The 20,435-nt window shown below is 72.1% G+C and carries 16 protein-coding genes; 8 read left to right on the top strand and 8 right to left on the bottom strand.

The window, feature by feature from the left end; all coding sequences use genetic code 11:
* Window positions 1–64: 64 nt before the first annotated feature.
* Window positions 65–1,525 (bottom strand): peptidoglycan recognition protein, encoded by a 1,461-nt coding sequence (locus tag ACFYXU_RS35510; protein ID WP_389461681.1) that lies wholly within the window; start codon window positions 1,523–1,525, stop codon window positions 65–67.
* A 137-nt stretch (window positions 1,526–1,662) separates the two neighbouring features.
* Here ACFYXU_RS35510 and ACFYXU_RS35505 point away from each other — a divergent pair, with 137 nt between their 5' ends.
* From ACFYXU_RS35505 to ACFYXU_RS35485, 5 genes are all read left to right on the top strand, one after another.
* Window positions 1,663–2,415 carry a TIGR03089 family protein gene (locus ACFYXU_RS35505; RefSeq protein ID WP_389461679.1) on the top strand — a complete coding sequence of 251 codons (753 nt, stop codon included), beginning with the start codon at window positions 1,663–1,665 and terminating at the stop codon, window positions 2,413–2,415.
* A gap of 355 nt (window positions 2,416–2,770) precedes the next feature.
* Window positions 2,771–3,979: an LCP family protein gene (locus tag ACFYXU_RS35500; RefSeq protein WP_376515125.1), complete on the top strand. Its 1,209-nt coding sequence runs from the start codon at window positions 2,771–2,773 to the stop codon at window positions 3,977–3,979.
* A gap of 231 nt (window positions 3,980–4,210) precedes the next feature.
* Window positions 4,211–5,938, top strand: a complete 1,728-nt coding sequence (locus ACFYXU_RS35495; protein ID WP_376515127.1) for an LCP family protein — start codon at window positions 4,211–4,213, stop codon at window positions 5,936–5,938.
* 49 nt (window positions 5,939–5,987) lie between these two features.
* Window positions 5,988–7,721, top strand: coding sequence for an LCP family protein (locus ACFYXU_RS35490; protein WP_389461677.1), 1,734 nt, complete (start codon window positions 5,988–5,990; stop codon window positions 7,719–7,721).
* A 287-nt stretch (window positions 7,722–8,008) separates the two neighbouring features.
* A complete protein-coding gene (locus ACFYXU_RS35485) occupies window positions 8,009–9,382 on the top strand; it encodes an LCP family protein (protein ID WP_376514908.1) in 1,374 nt (457 codons plus the stop codon).
* Between the two features lie 186 nt (window positions 9,383–9,568).
* Here ACFYXU_RS35485 and ACFYXU_RS35480 read toward each other — a convergent pair whose 3' ends face one another.
* On the bottom strand, window positions 9,569–10,102 hold the full coding sequence (locus ACFYXU_RS35480; RefSeq protein WP_376514911.1) for an acyl-CoA thioesterase: 534 nt from the start codon (window positions 10,100–10,102) through the stop codon (window positions 9,569–9,571).
* A 130-nt stretch (window positions 10,103–10,232) separates the two neighbouring features.
* Here ACFYXU_RS35480 and ACFYXU_RS35475 point away from each other — a divergent pair, with 130 nt between their 5' ends.
* On the top strand, window positions 10,233–11,480 hold the full coding sequence (locus ACFYXU_RS35475) for an LCP family protein (RefSeq protein WP_376514913.1): 1,248 nt from the start codon (window positions 10,233–10,235) through the stop codon (window positions 11,478–11,480).
* 57 nt (window positions 11,481–11,537) lie between these two features.
* Here the strand turns inward: ACFYXU_RS35475 and ACFYXU_RS35470 are convergent, their stop codons facing one another.
* On the bottom strand, window positions 11,538–12,716 hold the full coding sequence (locus tag ACFYXU_RS35470) for an acyl-CoA dehydrogenase family protein (protein ID WP_376514915.1): 1,179 nt from the start codon (window positions 12,714–12,716) through the stop codon (window positions 11,538–11,540).
* 126 nt (window positions 12,717–12,842) lie between these two features.
* Here ACFYXU_RS35470 and ACFYXU_RS35465 point away from each other — a divergent pair, with 126 nt between their 5' ends.
* On the top strand, window positions 12,843–14,174 hold the full coding sequence (locus ACFYXU_RS35465; protein WP_376514917.1) for a UDP-glucose dehydrogenase family protein: 1,332 nt from the start codon (window positions 12,843–12,845) through the stop codon (window positions 14,172–14,174).
* A 119-nt stretch (window positions 14,175–14,293) separates the two neighbouring features.
* Here the strand turns inward: ACFYXU_RS35465 and ACFYXU_RS35460 are convergent, their stop codons facing one another.
* The 4 genes from ACFYXU_RS35460 to ACFYXU_RS35445 all read right to left on the bottom strand — a co-directional run bounded on the left by ACFYXU_RS35460 (window position 14,294) and on the right by ACFYXU_RS35445 (window position 18,376).
* Window positions 14,294–15,226: a membrane dipeptidase gene (locus ACFYXU_RS35460; protein ID WP_389408762.1), complete on the bottom strand. Its 933-nt coding sequence runs from the start codon at window positions 15,224–15,226 to the stop codon at window positions 14,294–14,296.
* Window positions 15,227–15,534: 308 nt separating this feature from the next.
* On the bottom strand, window positions 15,535–16,731 hold the full coding sequence (locus ACFYXU_RS35455; protein ID WP_389461674.1) for a dipeptidase: 1,197 nt from the start codon (window positions 16,729–16,731) through the stop codon (window positions 15,535–15,537).
* Complete coding sequence (gene purE / locus ACFYXU_RS35450; RefSeq protein WP_329853384.1) at window positions 16,728–17,261, bottom strand: 5-(carboxyamino)imidazole ribonucleotide mutase; 534 nt, start codon at window positions 17,259–17,261, stop codon at window positions 16,728–16,730. The genes ACFYXU_RS35455 and purE overlap by 4 nt, the downstream gene beginning before the upstream one ends.
* Window positions 17,258–18,376 (bottom strand): 5-(carboxyamino)imidazole ribonucleotide synthase, encoded by a 1,119-nt coding sequence (locus ACFYXU_RS35445; RefSeq protein WP_376514951.1) that lies wholly within the window; start codon window positions 18,374–18,376, stop codon window positions 17,258–17,260. Before ACFYXU_RS35445 ends, purE begins: the two co-directional genes overlap by 4 nt.
* 210 nt (window positions 18,377–18,586) lie before the next feature.
* Between ACFYXU_RS35445 and ACFYXU_RS35440 the strand changes: the two genes are divergently transcribed.
* Entirely contained in the window at window positions 18,587–19,102 is a 516-nt protein-coding gene (locus tag ACFYXU_RS35440) for a GtrA family protein (RefSeq protein WP_329853381.1), read from the top strand.
* 16 nt (window positions 19,103–19,118) lie between these two features.
* Here the strand turns inward: ACFYXU_RS35440 and ACFYXU_RS35435 are convergent, their stop codons facing one another.
* Entirely contained in the window at window positions 19,119–20,390 is a 1,272-nt protein-coding gene (locus tag ACFYXU_RS35435) for an ATP-binding protein (RefSeq protein ID WP_361395018.1), read from the bottom strand.
* Window positions 20,391–20,435 lie beyond the last annotated feature (45 nt).

Raw genomic sequence — 20,435 nt, 5'->3', positions numbered from 1 at the left:
TCCGTGCGATGTGACCGGTCAGTTTATGCGGATGGTTGCCCCCCTGCCCCCATCCGCGTCCCCATCAGGGCCTTCCCTGGTACTTCGCGGAGCTCGTGCGGGCCGTGCCGAGCTTGCCGTAGAGGCGTGCGCCGGGGCATTCCGTGGCGAATCCGTCGCGGTGACCGGCGATGGAGTTGAAGCGTACGGTCGTGCCCTTCTTGTACAGGTTTCCGCCGCCCGAGACCAGGTAGGAGGAGCCCTTGGGGTTCACCCCGTGCAGTCCGAGCTTCCACGCCGTCAGGCGGGCCACGGCGGTCACGACGGCGGCCGGCGGGTTGCTCTTGGTGAAGGTGCCGAGGACGGCGATGCCCATGCTGTTGGTGTTGAAGCCGAGCGTGTGCGCGCCGAGGACCGGCTTGGCCACGCCGCCCGCCCGGCCCTCGTAGATGTTTCCGCACTTGTCGACGGCGAAGTTGTAGCCGATGTCCCGCCATCCGCTGCTCAGCACGTGGTAGCGGTAGATGCTGCGCAGGACGGACGGCGCCTTGCTGCACGTGTAGTTGTTGCCGGTGGCGCTGTGGTGGACGAAGGCGGCCTTGATGGTCTTCGTGTAGACGAAGCCCTTCTCGCGGATGCTCTCGTCCGCGCCCCAGCCCTTACGGGTGATGATCTTGGGCTGGGGTCCGATGTACGGCTTCGCCGCCGCCGCCGCGGGTGCGGCCGGAGCCGCCTGCCCCGCCGCGGCCGCGGGAGGTGCCGCCTGGACCGGGGCCGTCCGGCCCGCGTCCTGGAGGTGCATGGTCCGGACCGTGAGCTCGGTCTCCTCCTTCGAGAGGGCCGGGATCCAGGTCGCGCCGTACGGGGCGAGCTGCGCGTTCACCGCGCTCGCCGCCGCCTCCGGCGCGCTCAGGGCGGCGGGGGCCACGGGCATCGCCGCGGTGCGGGAGTGCGGGGCGGGGGCCTCGCGCTCGGCCGTCCGCTCCTGGTCCTGGTCGCCCGCGGGGCCCTCCCCCGGGTCGACCAGTTCGAGCCGCAGGCCCGACGGGAGCGTCTCCTCCCCGCGTACCCGGATCTCCACGCCGTCCGAGTCGCCCACCCACAGCGGAGCCGTGGACCCGCGGAGCGCCCCGGCACGGCCCTCGGCGCTCCCCGGGTCGGCACCGTGTTCCTCGTTGTGGGTCTCCACGTCCTGCCACTCCGACCAGGTGCCGCCCCCGGTGGCCCGGGTGCGGACCTGCACGGTGCCGTGCAGGGGGGCCGTCGGGTCGTCCCAGACGACGCCGACGAGCGAGAAGGGTCTGACGTCGCGTCGGGTGAGTCCCTGCTCGCCCGAGTCGGTCGCCCCACCGCCCAGGGACCGCGTGGCGGCGCCGAGCGGTTGGAGCGGGAGCGACTGGGTCGAGCCCGGGAGTTCGGGCGCGGGGGGCAGGGCGGAGGCGGCCGCGGAGGGCGTCGAGGCCGCCGCCGGCGCGGTGAGGGGGACCGGCAGGGCGAGTACCGCCGCGCAGGTGACGGCGATCGAGGAGGCGAGTGAGGCACGCATGGGCCGATCGTGCGGAGCGGCGCGCCGATCCGCGCGCCGGGAACACGCCCGGAAACTGACGGGCCGTCGGTCCGACCGGAGGACGGCGTCACCGGTACGGCGGACCCGCGCGGGGCCGCCCGCGTACGCTGTCCGGCGTGAACGCCAGCGACCGCACCCCCGCCGACCTGCTGCGATCCGCGCTCGCCGCGGACCCCGCCCGCCCCTTGGTCACCTTCTACGACGACGCCACCGGTGAGCGCGTGGAATTGTCCGTCGCCACCTTCGCCAATTGGGTGGCCAAGACGGCGAACCTGCTCCAGGGCGAACTGTCCGCCGCGCCCGGCGACCGGCTCGCCCTGCTGCTGCCCGCGCACTGGCAGAGCGCCGTCTGGCTGCTCGCCTGCGCCTCCGTCGGCGTGACCGCCGAGGTCGGCGGCGACCCGGCGGACGCGGACGTGGTGGTCGCGGGGCCGGACACCCTGGAGGCGGGTCTCGCCTGCTCCGGGGAGCGGATCGCGCTCTCCCTGGCCCCGCTGGGCCGCCGTTTCCCGGCCGCGCCCGCCGGATACGCGGACTACGCGGTCGAGGTGCCGAGCCAGGGCGACCGCTTCGCCCCCTTCGTACCGGTCGATCCGGAGGCTCCGGCGCTCGTCGTCGACGGTACGGAACGCAGTGCCGCGCAGCTCGTCGAGCAGGCCCGCGCGGACGCGGCGACGCTCGGCCTCGCGCCGGGCTCCAGGCTGCTCTCCGGGTCCGGCTACGGCGACTGGCAGGGCCTCTCGTCCGGCCTGTACGCCCCGCTCGCGGCGGGCGGCTCCGTCGTCCTGTGCCGGAACCTGGACCGGCTGGGCGCCGAGGGCCTGGAGAAGCGCATCGAGAGCGAGCGCGTCACGCACACGGCCCTCTGAGGGGGCGTGAGCCCGTCACGCGCGCGGCTCGCCGGGAGGGCGTGAGCCCGTCACGCACACGGCCCTCCGGGAGCGCGCCGGCCGCTCCGGTCCACGCGGAGCCGCCGGCGCCCGCCGCACACACCCGTCCCGACACCCGTCCCGACACCCGTCGGCATCGGCCCCCCGCGCCGCTCGGCGCCCCGTTCGGAGTAGCACCGCGCCGAGTCCCCGGGTCCGCGCGCCCCGTCCGGTACATGATCGGCCGGGGGGAGTCGATTCCTTCCGCACAACCAAGCGTCGGGTTCGGCCGTCTCCTTCTGTGACCGGCGGAACGCCCGGCGCGCCGCCGACGCCATGAAGGACGGACCCAGACGTGACGGACCGTGCAGGCACGCCCGCCGAACCGGATCCCCCGGCACCGGAGGAGGGGGAGCCGGAGCCCGGCGCCCCCGAGGCACCGCGCCGGCGCCACCACTGGCTGCGCTGGACCGCCCTCGGCTGTGCGCTCGTCGTGCTGGCCGCCGCCGGGATCGGCTGGTGGTTCTACCGGAAGCTCGACAACAACATCACCACGGACACCACCGCCGACGCCGAACTGCGGCGGTACGAGAAGGAGCGTCCGCCGGCCGGCACCTCGGCCGCCCGGAACATCCTGCTGATCGGCTCGGACACCCGGGCCGGCGAGGGCAACCGGAAGTACGGCAGGGACCAGGGCACCCAGCGGTCCGACACGACGATCCTGCTGCACCTCGCGGCGGGGAAGACGAGCGCGACCGCCGTCTCCGTGCCCCGCGACCTGATGGTGACGATCCCGAGCTGCCGCACGGCGGACGGGGCGCGGACCCGGGAGCAGTTCGCGCAGTTCAACTGGGCCTTCGAGTTCGGCGGTACGGCGTGCACGATCCGCACCGTCGAGAAGCTGACCGGGATCAGGATCGACCACCACATGGTGATCGACTTCCGGGGCTTCAAGAAGATGGTGGACGCCGTGGACGGGGTGGAGGTCTGCCTCAAGGAGCCGGTGAACGACCCGGACGCGAAGCTGAAGCTGCCCGCGGGCCGCCAGACGCTCCACGGGGAGCAGGCGCTCGGTTTCGTACGGGCCCGCAAGTCGCTCGGGAACGGCAGCGACACGGAACGCATGGACCGCCAGCAGCAGTTCCTCGGGGCGCTCGTCAACAAGGTGCAGAGCGACGGGGTGCTGCTGAACCCGACGAAGCTCTATCCGGTGCTGGACGCGGCCACGAAGGCGGTCACCACGGACCCGGGTCTCGACTCGCTGAAGGACCTGTACGACCTGGCGCGGTCGATGCGGGCGATCCCGACGGAGAAGGTGCAATTCCTCACGGTGCCCCGCCGGTCCTACCACCTGGACGCGAACCGGGACGAACTGGTGCAACCGGCGGCCAGCGAACTGTTCAGGCAACTGCGCGAGGACAGGCCCGTTCTGGTGACACCCGAGAGCGACCGGAAGGACGGGAGCCGAGGCGGGGACGGGAAGCCCGACGATCCGGACGCCCCGGGGCCCTCCACGACTCCGACCTTCACGGGACGCAGCGCGGCGGAAGGGGTGTGCGAGTAAAGGCCGCCCCAAGGGGACCGTTGAGAGCGATGAGGTTTGAGCAAATTGCCCGGTTGTAAGGGGCGTGGAATTTGTCACGGGCGTCGCCCCACGCTGAACTGGGCGGATAGTGTGACGCGATCCGGTGCACCCCGACCGCGTGGTCGCACTCACCAAGGATCGAACGACCGAGAGAGCGGCGCCCTGTGGGGGAGGCGCCCCGCGTGGCACCGACGGAGGACTCGAGTAACCGTGGACGCGCACAGCCGTGGACGGGCGGACGAGATCGACCCCGCCGACCAGTGGGTCCTCAACCCGCAGACCGGCAACTACGAACTGCGACTGGACCGCTCCGCTGGGCAGCCGCAGGCGCAGACCCCGTCCCGCCCCCGGAGATCCGCCTCCGCCGCACCCACGTCGGCCCCCGCCTCCGCGCCCGCCGAGGCGCCCGTCCCGGGCCAGCGCCGCCGCCGCGCCCCCGAGGAGCCGGCGGGCGGGCAGATCCCGGCGCAGCGGCGCCGCAAGCGCAAGCAGGGCGCCGGCCGCAAGAAGAAGGTCCTCCTGTGGACCGGCGGCGCGATGGCGTTCGTGCTCGTGGGCGGGGCGGCGGGCGCGTACGCCCTCTACAACAAGCTCAACGGCAACCTCGACGTCGTCGACGTCGTCGGCAAGAACACCGACGCCGGATTCGCCAAGGGCAAGCCCTTCAACATTCTCGTCATCGGCACCGACAAGCGGACCGGCGCGGGCAACGCGGGCTACGGCGACAAGGACAGCCCCGGCCACGCCGACACCACGATCCTCTTCCACGTCTCCAAGGACCGGACGAACGCCACCGCGCTCTCCATCCCGCGCGACATGAAGACGGACATCCCCGAGTGCCAGTCGCGCCAGCCCGACAAGAGCATCAAGACGATCCCCGGCGAGACCGACGTCCGCTTCAACGTGAGCCTCGGCCAGGACGGCCGGGACCCCGGCTGCGTCATGCGCACCGTCGAGGAGCTCACCGGTCTGACGGTCGACCACTTCATGATGGCCGACTTCAACGCCGTCAAGGAGATGACGACCGCCGTCGGCGGCGTGAAGGTCTGCGTCGAGAAGGCCGTGAACGACCCGAAGTCGCACCTGAAGCTGCCCGCCGGCGAGTCCGTCATCCAGGGCGAGCAGGCCCTCGCCTTCGTCCGGACCCGGCACAGCTTCGGCAACGAGAGCGACCTGGACCGCATCAAGGTCCAGCAGCAGTTCCTGAGTTCGATGATCCGCCAGATGAAGTCGGACGACACCCTGACGGACCCGGGCAAGCTCTACGACCTCGCCAACGCGGCGACGAGCGCCCTCACCGTCGACTCCGGCATAGGCGACCTGACGAAGCTCCAGGCCCTGGCCCGCGAGCTGTCGTCGATCGACGCCAAGAACATCGCGTTCACCACGCTGCCCGTCGTCGACAACCCGGCCGAGAAGGTCCGGGCGACGGTCGTCCCCGACCCGGTCAAGGCACCGCAGCTGTTCGCGATGCTCCAGTCCGACACCTCGCTCACCGAGGTGAAGAAGAAGCAGCAGGACGCCAAGAACGCGCAGGCGGCGGTCCTCAAGGGCACGCGGTCCACCGCGGCCGAGGTGCGCGTCGACGTCTTCAACGGCAGCGGGATCACGGGGGCGGCCCAGTCGACCCTCAACTGGCTGCAGAACACGCAGGGCGTCAGCCGCTCCACCAACAAGAGCAACGCCCCGGAGAAGGCGGCGAAGACCACGCTCACCTATGCACCGAACCAGGCCGATCAGGCCCGCAAGCTCGCGGACATGATGGGTCTGCCGGCCACGGCTCTCCAGCCGGGCACACAGGACGCCGCGGAGCGCGAGCCCATGACGCTCGTCCTCGGCGCGGACTTCAAGGGCGCGGGGGTGCCCATCACCGGACCGGCAAAGGCGCCGAAGGATCTGGAGAAGGTAGCAGCAGACAAGCAGGTGTGCGCCAAGTGACCCGGAAACACCGGGCCTTGAGGCACTCTGACTGACGAGGGGACCTGGGGTGGGACAGAGCAGCGTGCGTGGGGAGGGAACGCGGAAAAGCGTTCCGCGCGCCCGTGAACTGGGCTGGGACGACGACCTGTACGAAGGCGGCGAGGCCGCCGACGCACAGGACGACGCTCCCGAGGAGGAGGCCGGTGCCTCCAAGGGGCCGGGCCGTGCCGAGCGCCGCCGCGGCGGCGGAGGCGGCACGGGAGCGGGCGGCCGCGCCGCCGCGCGCAAGCAGGCCAAGAAGACCGGCAAACGCAAGGTGCTGCGGTGGACGGCGATCACGCTGTCGCTGCTGATACTCGGGACGGCCGGCGCCGGATACCTGTACTACGAGCACCTCAACGGCAACATCCGCAGCGGTGGCCGCGCGGGCGGCGAGAGCGGCGTGAAGAAGGCCGCGCCGAACGCGCTCGGCGACACCCCGCTGAACATCCTCCTGATCGGCTCCGACAGCCGGGCGGACGAGAAGAACATCGCCCTGGGCGGCGGCAAGAACGACCGGGACCGCAAGCCCCTCGCCGACGTGCAGATGCTGCTGCACGTGTCGGCCGACCGGCAGAACGCCTCGATCGTCTCCATCCCGCGCGACACGGTCGTCCCCATCCCCCGGTGCGAGGACAAGGACGGCCACAAGTACGCGGCCACCGAGAACCGGCCCATCAACGAGTCGCTCCAGCGCGGCGGCCCCGGCTGCACCCTCACCACCTGGGAGACCCTCACCGGGGTCTACATCGACCACTGGCTGATGGTCGACTTCGCCGGTGTCGTGGCGATGGCCGACGAGGTCGGCGGCGTCCCGGTCTGCGTGAAGACCGGCGTGTGGGACAAGTCGAACGCGGTGGTGAAGGGCGGATCCGGCCTGAAGATGCCCCAGGGCACCCACGAGGTCAAGGGCGAGCAGGCGCTCCAGTGGCTGCGCACCCGGCACGCCTTCGGCAGCGACCAGAACCGCGCCAAGGCCCAGCACATGTACATGAACGGCATGATGAAGAAGCTCCAGGGCCAGAACGCCTGGAGCGACACCGGGCGGCTGATGGGGCTGGCCGAGACGGCCACGAGCGCCCTCCAGGTCTCCGACGAGCTGAAGACCGTGGCGAAGCTCTTCGACCTGTCGATGCAGCTCAAGAACGTCAAGCTGGACCGGCTCACCACGGCCACGGTCCCCACGGTCGAGTACCCGCAGCGCCCCAACGAGTGGCTCCAGCTGGTGCCGTCCTCCGCGAACAAGATGTTCTCCATGCTCCGCGACGACGTCGCGCTGGACAAGAACGGCGACAAGGCCGGCGCCAAGCCGAAGCCCACGGCGAAGCCGAAGACGCCCGCCGAGGCGCCCGGTTCCTTCGGCGTGACCGTCGTCAACGGCACCGCCGGTGACGAGCAGCCGCCCACCGAGGGACGGGCCCGCACCGTCGCCGAGGCCCTCCAGGGCAAGGGCTTCACCCAGGCCGACGCCTCCAAGGAGGCCGAGCCGCGCAGGGACACCCTGATCACCTACCCCAAGGCGGACGGCGACCAGGGCCGGGCGAACGCCCTCTCCGTGGCGAAGGCGGCCAACCTGCCCGACTCCGCCGTGCGCGCCGACGCCAAGGCGGAGGGCATCACCCTCGTCGTGGGCTCCGACTGGCGCGAGGGCGCCACCTTCAAGAAGCCGAAGTCCGTCGCGGGCGACCTCCCCGAGGGCGCCGACGACAAGGCGACCTGCATGGACGTCTACTCCGTCTACCGCTGGGACGGGAAGAGCTGACCCGCTCCCCCGCACACGGCGACGGCCGGGCCCGGAAGGGGCCCGGCCGTCGCCGTGTGCGGGGGTGGCGTCCATCCGCCGCCGCGTTACCGCGAACGGGGGACAGACATGCGCGCCGAGCGGGCGGTGGGCCCTTGCGCTGATCGTATGGGCCTACGGTGCTCACGGTTCCCCTGTCACACCCGCGGAGGTGTCCGTCCGTGCCCACACCGCCCCGCACGCCCCGTCCCCGGCCCGCCGCCCGGCGCGCACCGGTCCGCCGGCGGCGGAGGCGCCCCCGGTGGGGGATGCGGATGGCGACGGCGCTCTCGGTGACGGTCCTCGCGGCCGGCGGGATCGGGCACGCCGTGGTGACCGGTCTGGACACCGGGATCACCCGGGTCGACCCCTTCAAGGACATGAAGAACCGCCCGCAGGCCGGACACGGGATGAACGTGCTGGTGGTCGGCACGGACGGCCGGGACCGGATCACCCCGGAGGAGAAGCGGAAGTACCGGCTCGGCGGCGCGCCCTGCCACTGCACCGACACGGTGATGCTCGTGCACATCTCGGAGGACCGGGAGCGGGCGAGCGTCGTCAGCCTGCCCCGCGACTCGTACGCGGAGATGCCCGAGCACACCGATCTGACGAGCGGCCGGAAGCACAAGGCGCATCCGGTGAAGCTGAACGCGGCCTACGCCGAGGGCGGGCCCGGTCTGACCGTGCGGACCGTCGAGTCGATGACCGGGGTGAAGATCGACCACTACCTGGAGGTCGACTTCACGAGCTTCATGCGGACCGTGGACGCCGTCGGCGGGGTGCAGATCTGTACGGCGCGGCCCCTGAAGGACTCGTACACGGGGCTCGACCTGTCCCCCGGCACCCATGAGCTGGACGGCGGCCAGGCACTTCAGTACGTGCGCTCCCGGCACATCGACGGGGCCGCCGACATCGGCCGCATGCAGCGCCAGCAGCGGTTCCTGGCGGCGCTCGTCGACCGGGTGACGGACGGCGGGGTGCTGCTCAACCCGGTGCGGTTCCGCGAGGTCGCGACGACGATGCTGGGCTCCGTGCGGGCCGACGAGGAGTTCGGTACGGATCAGCTGCTGGCGCTCGCCAAGGCGATGCACGGGTTCACCCCGGCGTCGTCGGAGTTCGTGTCCGTGCCGATCGGGGACATGAGCTTCCCCGTGAAGGGCATCGGCTCGACCGTGAAGTGGGACGCGGCCAAGGCCCAGCGGCTGTTCCAGGCGCTGCGGGACGACCGGCCGCTCGCCGGTCCCGCGCCGAAGGAGGAGGACTCCGCGAAGGCGCCGAAGGCGGTCGTGGTGGACGTACCGCCACGGTCGGTCAAGGTCCAGGTCTACAACGGGACCCGGACCGACGGCCTCGGCCGCAAGGTCGACGACGCGCTGCGCGCCACCGGCTTCGACACCACCCGGGCGCCGATGACCGGGTCACCGCGCACGCGGACCCTCGTCGAGTACGACCCGCGCTGGGACCGGTCGGCGAAGTCGCTGGCGGCGGCGCTGCCCGGCGCCGAGCTGCGGGCCGTCGCGGGGCGGGGCGGGACGCTGCGGGTGACCGTGGCGGGCGACTGGAAGGCCGTCCGGGCGGTCCGCGCGGAGACCACGGAGGCGCCCTTCGAGGCGGTCACCGGGGACAAGGTGGTCTGCCCGTGACGGTGCCGGGGACGCGGTGACGGTCCCGGCGCTCGACGGGGAGGTCCCGGGCCCGCGGTGACGGTCCCGGGCTCGCGGTGACCGTCCCGACGGCCGCGGTGACCGTCCCGACGGCCGCGGTGACCGTCCCGGGCCTGCGGCGCTCGCCCCGGCGGCCGGTGACCGTCCCCGGGCCGCTCGCCGGGCTCAGTCCTCGTAGCCCTCGGCCACCCGGCGCTCCCGCAGCTCCTTGATGGCCTGGCGGCGGGCCAGGCGGTGGGTGCGGCGGATCTGGGCCTCCTGGTTGCGGCGCTTGTCCTGCTCGGTCTCCGGAAGGACCTGGGGGACCCGGCGGGGCCTGCCATCGGCGTCGACGGCGGCGAAGACGAGGTAGGCGGAGCCGACCTGGGTGGCGGGCGTGGACTCGTTCCAGCGCTCGGCCATGACCCGTACGCCGACCTCCATGGAGGACCGGCCGGTCCAGTTGACCTGGGCCTTCACGTGCAGCAGGTCGCCGACCCGGACCGGCTCCAGGAAGACCATCTCGTCCATGGAGGCCGTGACCGCCGGGCCGCCCGAGTGGCGTCCCGCGACGGCGCCCGCCGCGTCGTCGACGAGCTTCATGATCACGCCGCCGTGCACCGTGCCCAGGAGGTTGGTGTCGTGGCTCGTCATGATGTGGCTGAGGGTGGTCCGGGACGCGGAGATGGGCTTGCCCGGGATATCGCCCTGATCTGTCATGCCCTCCACCATATGCCGGGTCCTGGCGCGGTCGCCGTTCGGTCCGGTTTGCATCAGCTTGGCAACAGCACCGGTCCGATCGTCCACCCGGACTGTCGCCCGGAAAGAGCTGCCCGGCACACTGGTCCACATGAATGACTGGCCCGATCAGCCCGAGGGACCCCGCCGGATGAGCCACGTCCGGCGACCGCAGGTTCCGCAGCAGCCGCCGCGTTCCCCGCAGGGCCACGGCCAGGGCTACGACCCGAACTTCACCCAGGCACGGAACCAGGGCTACGACTCCGGTTACAGCGACGGCCAGGTGTACGGAGGCCCCCAGAACCGGGGTGGCGGGCAGGGCGGCGGCCAGGGCGGCGTGCCGCCGCAGTACACCCCGCAGGGGCCCGGCCGGCCGGCGCCGGACTGGCGCAAGCGCATCAAGATCGGCTCGATCGTCCTGGTGGTCGCCGTCACGGCCTGGGGCATCGGCACCTACGCCTGGGCGAGCTCGCAGATGCGGACCGAGGTCGACCTCTCCAAGGTCATCGAGCGTCCGTCCGAGGGCGACTGCACGACGTATCTGATCGTCGGCTCGGACAGCCGCGAGGGCATGTCCGCCGAGGAGAAGAAGAAGCTCCACACCGGCTCCGCCGAGGGCAAGCGGACCGACTCGATGATGATCCTCGCGGCCTGCTCCAGCGGGAACACGATGGTGTCGCTCCCCCGTGACTCCTGGGTGACCATCCCGAACTTCGTCGGCTCCGAGTCGGGCAAGGCGTACCCGGCCCGCGGCGGCTCCAAGCTGAACGCGGCCTACGCGATGGACGGCCCCGAGCTGCTCGTGCGGACCGTCGAGTACAACACCGGCCTGCGCATCGACCACTACGCGGAGATCGGCTTCGCCGGCTTCGCGAACATCGTGGACGCGCTCGGCGGCGTCGAGCTGAACATCGACAAGGGCTTCAAGGACAAGAAGTCCGGCGCCGACTTCCAGGCCGGGAAGCAGACGCTCAACGGCGAGCAGGCGCTCGCCTTCGTCCGGACCCGGTACGCCTTCGCCGAGTCGGACCTCCAGCGGACGAAGAACCAGCAGAAGTTCCTCTCCGCGCTCGCGAACCAGGCGGCGACGCCGGGCACGATCCTCAACCCGTTCGCGCTGTACCCGACGCTCGGCGCCGGTCTGGACACCCTGATCGTGGACAAGGACATGTCGCTGTACGACCTCGGCAAGATGTTCTTCGCGATGAAGGGCATCAGCGGCGGCGACGGCAAGTCCATGAACATGCCGATCGCCGGGTCCGCGCCGCAGAACTCCCTGAAGTGGGACATGCCGAAGGTGAAGCAGCTCGTCGAGCAGATCAGGAACGACGAGAAGGTCACCGTCGAGTCCGGCCGCTGAGCGGCGGCGGAACGCGGAAAGGGGCGCCCTCCGGTGGGAGGGCGCCCCTCGCGCGTCCTACGGGAGGTTGCGGGCCATGACGATGCGCTGGACCTGGTTGGTGCCTTCGTAGATCTGGGTGATCTTGGCGTCGCGCATCATGCGTTCGACGGGGTAGTCGCGGGTGTAGCCGTAGCCGCCGAGGAGCTGGACGGCGTCGGTGGTGACCTCCATGGCGATGTCGGAGGCGAAGCACTTGGCGGCGGCGCCGAAGAAGGTGAGGTGTTCCTTGGCGCCGTCGGCGCCGGTGGAGACGCGTTCGGAGCGGGCGGCGGCGGCGTAGGTGAGCTGGCGGGCGGCTTCGAGTTTCATGGCCATGTCGGCGAGCATGAACTGCACGCCCTGGAAGTCGGCGATGGGCTTGCCGAACTGCTTGCGCTCCTGAACGTAGCCCTTGGCGTAGTCGAGGGCGCCCTGGGCGATGCCGATGGCCTGGGCGGCGATGGTGATGCGGGTGTGGTCGAGGGTCTTCATGGCGGTGGCGAAGCCGGTGCCCTCGGCGCCGATCATGCGGCTCGCGGGGATGCGGACGTTGTCGAGGTAGACCTCGCGGGTGGGGGAGCCCTTGATGCCGAGCTTCTTCTCCGGGGCGCCGAAGGAGACGCCTTCGTCGGACTTCTCCACGACGAAGGCGCTGATGCCCTTGGAGCGCTTGTCGGGGTCGGTGACGGCCATCACGGTGTAGTACTCCGAGACGCCGGCGTTGGTGATCCAGCGCTTGACGCCGTTGAGGACCCAGGAGTCGCCGTCGCGCACGGCGCGGGTCTTCATCCCGGCGGCGTCGGAGCCGGCGTCCGGCTCGGACAGGGCGTAGGAGAACATCGCGTCGCCCTTGGCCAGCGGTGCGAGGTACTGGTGCTTGAGCTCCTCGGAACCGGACAGGATCACCGGCAGCGAGCCCAGCTTGTTGACCGCGGGGATCAGCGAGGACGAGCCGCACGCGCGGGCGACCTCCTCGATCACGATCACCGTGGCCAGCGCGTCCGCGCCCGCGCCGCCGTAGGCCTCGGGGACGTGCACCGCGTGCAGGTCGTTGGCGACCAGCGCGTCCAGGGCCTCCTGCGGGAACCGGCCCTCCTCGTCCACCGCCGCCGCGAACGGCACGATCTTCGCCTCCGCGAGGGCACGCACCGACTCCCGGAGCATGTCGTGCTCCTCGGAAGGCCGATACAGGTCGAAATCAGCAGAACCTGACACGCTCACTCACTCCCACGCTTGCTAACTACCGTTAAGTAACCCAAAGGGTAGGGCGTGACCGGGCCCCCGGCCAGGGCACGACTATGCTCGGGCAGGCATTCCGCCCGACGTTCCCTGGAGTTCCGCATGGCCCTCAAGATCACTGTGATCGGCACCGGCTACCTCGGCGCCACCCACGCCGCGGCCATGGCGGAGCTGGGCTTCGAGGTGCTCGGCCTGGACGTGGTCCCCGAGAAGATCGAGATGCTGTCCGCCGGACGCGTCCCCATGTACGAGCCGGGCCTGGAGGAACTGCTCGCGCAGCACGTCGCCGGCATCGAGGGATCGAGCGGCCGGCTGCGCTTCACCACCTCCTGGGAGGAGGTCGGCGCCTTCGGCGACGTGCACTTCGTCTGCGTGAACACCCCGCAGAAGCACGGCGAGTACGCCTGTGACATGAGCTACGTCGACGCCGCCTTCGCCTCCCTCGCCTCGGTCGTCCGCGAAGGCGCCCTGGTCGTCGGCAAGTCCACCGTCCCCGTCGGCTCGGCCCAGCGGCTCGCCGCGCTCCTCCCGGAGGGCGTCGACCTCGCCTGGAACCCCGAGTTCCTGCGGGAGGGCTTCGCCGTCCAGGACACGCTGCGCCCGGACCGGATCGTCGTCGGCGTCCGCTCCCCCGGCGAGGCGGCCGAGAAGACGCTCCGCGAGGTGTACGCGGTCCCCGTCGGCGAGGGCTCGCCCTTCGTGGTGACCGACTTCCCGACGGCCGAACTCGTGAAGACCTCCGCCAACTCCTTCCTCGCCACGAAGATCTCCTTCATCAACGCGATGGCGGAGGTCTGCGAGGCCGCCGGCGGCGACGTCGTGAAGCTCGCGGAGGCGATCGGCCACGACGACCGGATCGGCGCCAAGTTCCTGCGCGCCGGCATCGGCTTCGGCGGCGGCTGCCTGCCCAAGGACATCCGGGCCTTCATGGCCCGCGCGGGCGAGCTCGGCGCCGACCAGGCCCTGACCTTCCTCCGCGAGATCGACTCCATCAACATGCGGCGGCGCGGCCAGATGGTCGAGATGGCCCGCGAGGCCCTCGGCGGGTCCACCTTCCTGGGCCGCCGGGTCGCCGTCCTCGGCGCCACCTTCAAGCCGGACTCCGACGACGTCCGCGACTCCCCCGCCCTGAACGTGGCCGGCCAGATACACCTCCAGGGCGGCCAGGTGACCGTCTACGACCCGAAGGGCATGGCCAACGCCCGCCGCCTCTTCCCGACCCTCGGCTACGCCGACTCGGCCCTGGAGGCCGTGCGCGGGGCGGACGTCGTGCTGCACCTGACGGAGTGGCGCGAGTTCCGCGAGCTCGACCCGGCCGAGCTGGCCTCGGTCGCCACCACGCGGACGATCCTCGACGGGCGCAACGCCCTCGACGCCGAGAAGTGGCGCGCGGCCGGTTGGACCTACCGGGCGATGGGCCGCCCGACGGCCTGAGACGCGGCCGGACGGCCCGAGACAGGCCGGACGGCGAAGAGGGGCGCACCGCGAGGCGGTGCGCCCCTCTCGCGTACGTACGAATCTCGCGTACGTGCGGTTCTGGCGTCCGTACGGCGTCAGGCCGCGGCCGGCCGGATCCGGTTCGTCCGGGACAGGAACTCCGTCTCGCGCAGCGCCCGGGTGGCGTTGGCGTGGGCGAGGCCGACCAGTTCCGGGGCGGTCCAGCCCCGGCGGAGCAGCTCCGCGAAGAGCGGCACGTAGCCGGCGGCCGGGTCGGTGGTGTGGGAGACGCCCACGCAGTGCGCGCCCGCCTCCCGCCGCACCCGGTCGAGGACGTCGGCGACGGCCGCCGGGTCGTCGGTGACCGTGACCATCAGGACGGCGCCGTTCTCGCCGAGGAGCCCCAGGACGTCGTCCGGAAGGCCCTCCGGGGCCGCCCGGGTCAGCAGCGCCGGGGCGCGGGTGACGGCGAGGGCGCGGCGGACCGTGTCCTGGTCGGCGCCGGAGAGGTCCACGGCCAGGCCGATGCGGTTCATCTCGCGGACCGCGTCGCGGGCGAAGCGGTCGAAGCGGACCAGGTTCACGGCCCGTACGCCCAGGGCGTGGTAGGCCCGCAGGGTGGCGGCCGAGCCGCCGAGCGCCGTCCAGGCGACCGGTCCGAGCAGCGCGGCGACGCGGCCGCAGTTGCGGGCGTGGTCCAGCTCGGACGTGGTGAGGGCGAGGCGCAGGTCCTCGGGGCAGGCGGCGACGAGGGCGCGGACGGCGTCGATGCGGCGCAGGGTCCCGATGACGCCCTCGTCCGGCTCCACGTGCAGGGACCACAGCTGGGCCCCGGTCCGCGCGGCGCGGGCGGGCGGCAGGTCCTCCGGGTCGAGCGACGCGGGGAGCTCGGTGTGGCCCTCGGTGACGGGCTGCGCGGCCAGCAGGGCGTCGGCCCGGGCCGTCTCGTCGAGCGGTGGCGGTGACTCCGGCGGGCCGGGCGGGCCGGCGGCGGGGACGAGGAGGGGGACGGTGGAGAGGGGGGGATGGTCGTCTAGCAGTTCCGCCATGGTGCGACTCCGGACTCGGCGATGCAGTACCGCCCCGCCGAGCGCGGCGGGGCGGTACGGTCCACCGTGCCACCGGCCCCGGCCCGGGGCCCGGCGGGATGCGCCGTCCGGGTGAGGACCGGTGGCCGGGACCGCTAGGGCGTGTCGTCACACTCCCGTCGTCGCCCGGAGGGCGGCCCCACGGCGTCTGGTGCGTGCTCTCGGTGCGCCGGGTGGAAGCACGCGTACTGGACGTACTCGGCTTTCGCCCGGTGCGGCGAGAGCGCGTGCCAGGCGTCGCGGGGCAGACGGGAGTGTGACGACGCGCCCTAGGGCGCGTCGAGCACGTCGATCGTGGCGTTCGACGGGGCCGTACGGCTCCTCAGGTCGCGGGAGACGGCCTCCGCGTCCCGCAGGACGCGGACCGCGTTGGACCAGGTCAGCTTGGCGAGGTCCGGGCGCGACCAGCCGCGGTGCAGGAGCTCCGCGATCAGGTTGGGGTAGCCCGCGACGTCGTCCAGGCCGGACGGGGTGAAGGCGGTGCCGTCGTAGTCGCCGCCGATGCCGATGTGGTCGATGCCGGCGGCCTCGCGCATGTGGTCGAGGTGGTCGGCGACCGTCGCGGCGGTGGCGATCGGGCGCGGGTTCGCCGCCTCGAAGGCGCGGTGCACCTCCATGCCGCGCGGCGTGGTGTCGAGGTGGTGCAGTCCGTGCGCCCGCATGTTCTCGTCCGCGCGGTTCGTCCACTCGACGGCGGCGGGCAGGATGAACTTCGGCACGAACGTCGCCATCGCGACGCCGCCGTTGGCGGGCAGCCGCTCCAGCACGTCGTCCGGGATGTTGCGCGGGTGTCCGCAGACCGCGCGGGCCGAGGAGTGCGAGAAGATCACCGGCGCGGCCGAGGTGTCGAGCGCGTCGCCCATGGTGGTGGCGGCGACGTGGGAGAGGTCGACGAGCATGCCGCTGCGGTTCATCTCGCGGACGACCTCGCGGCCGAAGGCGGTCAGGCCGCCGGCGCGGGGGGCGTCGGTCGCGGAGTCGGCCCAGTCGTTGTTGTCGTTGTGCGTGAGCGTCATGTACCGCACGCCGAGGGTGTGCAGCGCGCGCAGGGTGGCGAGCGAGTTGTTGATCGAGTGGCCGCCCTCGGCGCCCTTGAGGGACGCGATGCGGCCCTGCTTCCGGGCCGCCTCCATGTCGTCGGCGGTCAGGGCGGGCGCGAGGTCGCCCGCGTACCGCTCCAGGAGCTGGTCGACGATGTCGATCTGCTCCAGGGTGGCGCTGACGGCGTCGTCGCCCGTCAGCTCGCAGGAGACGTACACCGACCAGAACTGGGCGCCGACGCCGCCCGCCCGCATCCGGGCGAGGTCGGTGTGGAGCGCCCCGGTCTGGTCCGCGGCGATGTCCAGCTTGTCGAGGTCGTAGCGGACGTGCTCGCGCAGCGCCCAGGGCAGGTCGTTGTGGCCGTCGACCACGGGGTGGCCCGCGAGCAGCTCGCGGGCCTCCTCCAGCCGGTCCGCGGCGCTCACTTGGCGAAGCCGAACGAGGCGGAGCCCTCGACCTTGGCCCGGAGCCGCTTGCCCTTCTCCGTGGCCTGGTGGTTGAGGTCCTGGAGGAAGTCGGTCATCCGGGTGCGGAGGTCGGCGTCGTGCGCGGCGAGGATCCGGGCGGCGAGCAGGCCCGCGTTCCGGGCGCCGGCGACGGAGACGGTGGCGACGGGGACGCCGGCCGGCATCTGCACGATGGAGAGCAGCGAGTCCATGCCGTCGAGGTACTTCAGCGGCACCGGGACGCCGATGACCGGCAGCGGGGTGACCGAGGCGAGCATGCCGGGCAGGTGGGCGGCGCCGCCCGCGCCCGCGATGATCACCTGGAGGCCGCGGCCCGCGGCCTCCTCGCCGTACGCGATCATCTCGCGCGGCATCCGGTGCGCCGAGACGACGTTCACCTCGTACGCGATCTCGAACTCGTCGAGGGCCTGCGCGGCGGCCTCCATGACGGACCAGTCGGAGTCGGACCCCATGGCGATGCCGACGACGGGGGCGGTGGCGGTGCTCATTCGGTGATGGTTCCTCGCAGGTAGCCGGCGGCGTGACGGGCGCGCTCCAGCACGTCGTCGAGGTCGTCGCCGTAGGTGTTGACGTGGCCCACCTTGCGACCGGGCTTCACGTCCTTGCCGTACATGTGGATCTTGAGCTGCGGGTCCCTGGCCATGCAGTGCAGGTACGCGGAGTACATGTCCGGGTAGTCGCCGCCCAGGACATTGCACATCACGGTCCACGTCGCGCGCGGACGCGGATCGCCGAGGGGCAGGTCGAGGACCGCCCGGACATGGTTGGCGAACTGCGAGGTGATCGCCCCGTCCTGGGTCCAGTGGCCGGAGTTGTGCGGGCGCATCGCCAGTTCGTTGACGAGGATCCGGCCGTCCGTGGTCTGGAACAGCTCGACGGCGAGGTGGCCGACGACGCCCAGTTCCTTGGCGATGCGCAGGGCCAGTTCCTGGGCCTGTCCCGCCAGCTCGTCGTCGAGGTCGGGCGCGGGCGCGATGACCGTGTCGCAGACGCCGTCGACCTGACGGGACTCGACGACGGGGTAGGCGACGGCCTGGCCGTGGGGGGAGCGGACGATGTTCGCCGCGAGCTCGCGGACGAAGTCGACCTTCTCCTCGGCCAGGACCGGGACCCCGGCGCGGAAGGGCTCGTGGGCGTCCTCGGGCGTGCGGACGAACCAGACGCCCTTGCCGTCGTAGCCGCCGCGCACGGTCTTCAGGATGATCGGGAAGCCGTCGCCCTCGGCGGCGAAGGCCACCGCGTCGGCGGGGTCGGCGACGATGCGGTGCCGGGGGCTCGGCGCGCCGATCTCGTCGAGCTTCGCGCGCATCACCCCCTTGTCCTGCGCGTGCACGAGCGCGTCCGGGCCGGGCCGGACGGGGATGCCGTCGGCCTCCAGGGCGCGCAGGTGCTCGGTGGGGACGTGCTCGTGATCGAAGGTGATCACGTCGCAGCCGCGCGCGAAGTCACGCAGCGTGTCCAGGTCGCGGTAGTCGCCGATGACGACCTCGCCCACCACCTGGGCCGCGGAGTCCTGCGGGGTGTCGCTGAGGAGCTTGAACTTGATGCCGAGGGGGATACCCGCCTCGTGGGTCATACGGGCGAGCTGCCCGCCTCCGACCATGCCTACTACGGGGAACGTCACCCTCTTAGGGTATCCGCACCATCGGGGAACACGCGTCCGGCTGTGCTTTGGCACAACCGGAACGCAGGCGGAAGACGGGTTCTACGCGGGTTTCGGAGGTACACAGGCGGGTGACAGGGGGGCCTGGTTAGAGTGGTTGGGTTGACGTCGCCCGGACGTCATCCGGACGGACGGGACAGAGCGATCACCATGAGTGAACCCGGCGCGCTGCGCATGCGACTCCAGGGGCTCTTCCGGGAGGTCGCCAAGTTCGGGGTGGTCGGCGGTCTCGGCGTCCTCGTCAACCTCGCCGTCTTCAATCTGGTCCGGCACTTCTCGGACCTGCCGGTGGTGCGGGCGAGCCTGATCGCGACCGTGGTCGCGATCGCCTTCAACTACGTGGGCTTCCGGTACTTCACGTACCGCGACCGGGACAAGTCCGGGCGCACCAAGGAACTGACGCTGTTCCTGCTGTTCAGCCTGGTCGGCATGGTCATCGAGAACGGCATCCTGTACGCGGCGACGTACGGCTTCGGCTGGGACGGCCCGCTGGCGAGCAACTTCTTCAAGTTCTCCGGGATCGGCATCGCGACCCTGTTCCGCTTCTGGTCGTACCGCACGTGGGTGTTCCGCGCGCTGCCGGCCAAGGAGGCCGTGCAGACCGCCGAATCGTTCCTGGAGCACGCCCCTCGGCAGGCGACCCGCCGCCAGCCCGACCGGGTCTGACCCCGTCGCCCGGCGGTCAGCGCACCGGTCGCTCCTGCGGGGCCTCCGCGACGCTCCTGACCTCCCGGCTGAGGAAGAGCGCGAAGACCGGCGGCTGCTGCTGGAGCAGCTCCAGGCGGCCGCCGTCCGCCTCCGCCAGGTCCCGGGCCACCGCCAGGCCGATCCCGGTCGAGCTGCGGCCGCTCACCGCCCGCTCGAAGATCCGCGCGCCGAGGTCGGCCGGGACGCCCGGGCCCTCGTCGGTGACCTCGATCACGGACTGGTTGCCGGTGACGCGGGTGCGCAGGGCGACCGTGCCGCCGCCGTGCATGAGGGAGTTCTCGATCAGGGCGGCGAGCACCTGGGCGACCGCTCCGGGGGTGCCGACCGCCCGCATCCCCTGCTTGCCCGAGTGCACGATGGCCCGTCCCGCGCTGCGGTAGGCCGGGCGCCACTCCTCGATCTGCTGCTTGACGACCTCGTCCAGGTCGAAGGCGACGGCGGAGCCCGTCCGGGGGTCGCGGGAGTTCGTGAGGAGCCGCTCGACGACGTCGGTGAGCCGCTCGACCTGGGTGAGGGCGATCGTCGCCTCCTCCCGGACGGTGTCGAGGTCGTCGGCCATGGCGACCTCCTCCAGGCGCATGGAGAGCGCGGTGAGGGGCGTGCGGAGCTGGTGGGAGGCGTCGGCGGCGAGCCGCCGCTCGGCGGTGAGCATCCGGGCGATGCGCTCGGCGGAGGCGTCGAGGACGTCCGCGACCCGGTCCAGCTCGGGCACCCCGTACCGCTTGTGCCGGGGCCGGGGGTCGCCGGAGCCGAGGCGCTCGGCGGTCTCGGCGAGGTCCGTGAGCGGCGAGGCCAGCTTGTTCGCCTGCCGTACGGCGAGGAGGACGGCGGCGACGACCGCGAGCAGGGCCACCGCGCCGATGATCAGCAGGGTGCGGCCGACCTCGGCGGTGACCGTGGAGCGGGACTCCTCGACGACCACGCTCTCGCCGCGCTCGCCCTCGGCGAGGCCGCGGATGACGTCGCCGCCGGGGCGGCTGCCGATCTCGATGGTCTCGCGGCCCGGGATGCGGATCTGCGCGTACCGCTTGGCGCCGCTCTGCTCGGCGAGGATGTCCGGGTTGACCGGCTCACCGCCGATGAGCCGGCTGTCGACGATGGAGACGATCCGCAGCGCCTCCGAGTCCACGCTCTCCTGGGCGCTGCTGGAGATGGTGCGGGTCTCGACGAGGACGAGGGAGACCCCGAAGACGGCGATGACGACGAGGACGACGGCGAGCGTGGAGTTGATCAGTCGGCGGCGCATGGCTCCTCCGGAGGGCGGCGTGACGGCAGCGGGGGTGGCGACGCC

The organism is Streptomyces sp. NPDC002232, assembly GCF_042890295.1.
Lineage (GTDB): Bacteria > Actinomycetota > Actinomycetes > Streptomycetales > Streptomycetaceae > Streptomyces.
This window is presented reverse-complemented; position numbering and strand designations above follow the sequence as displayed.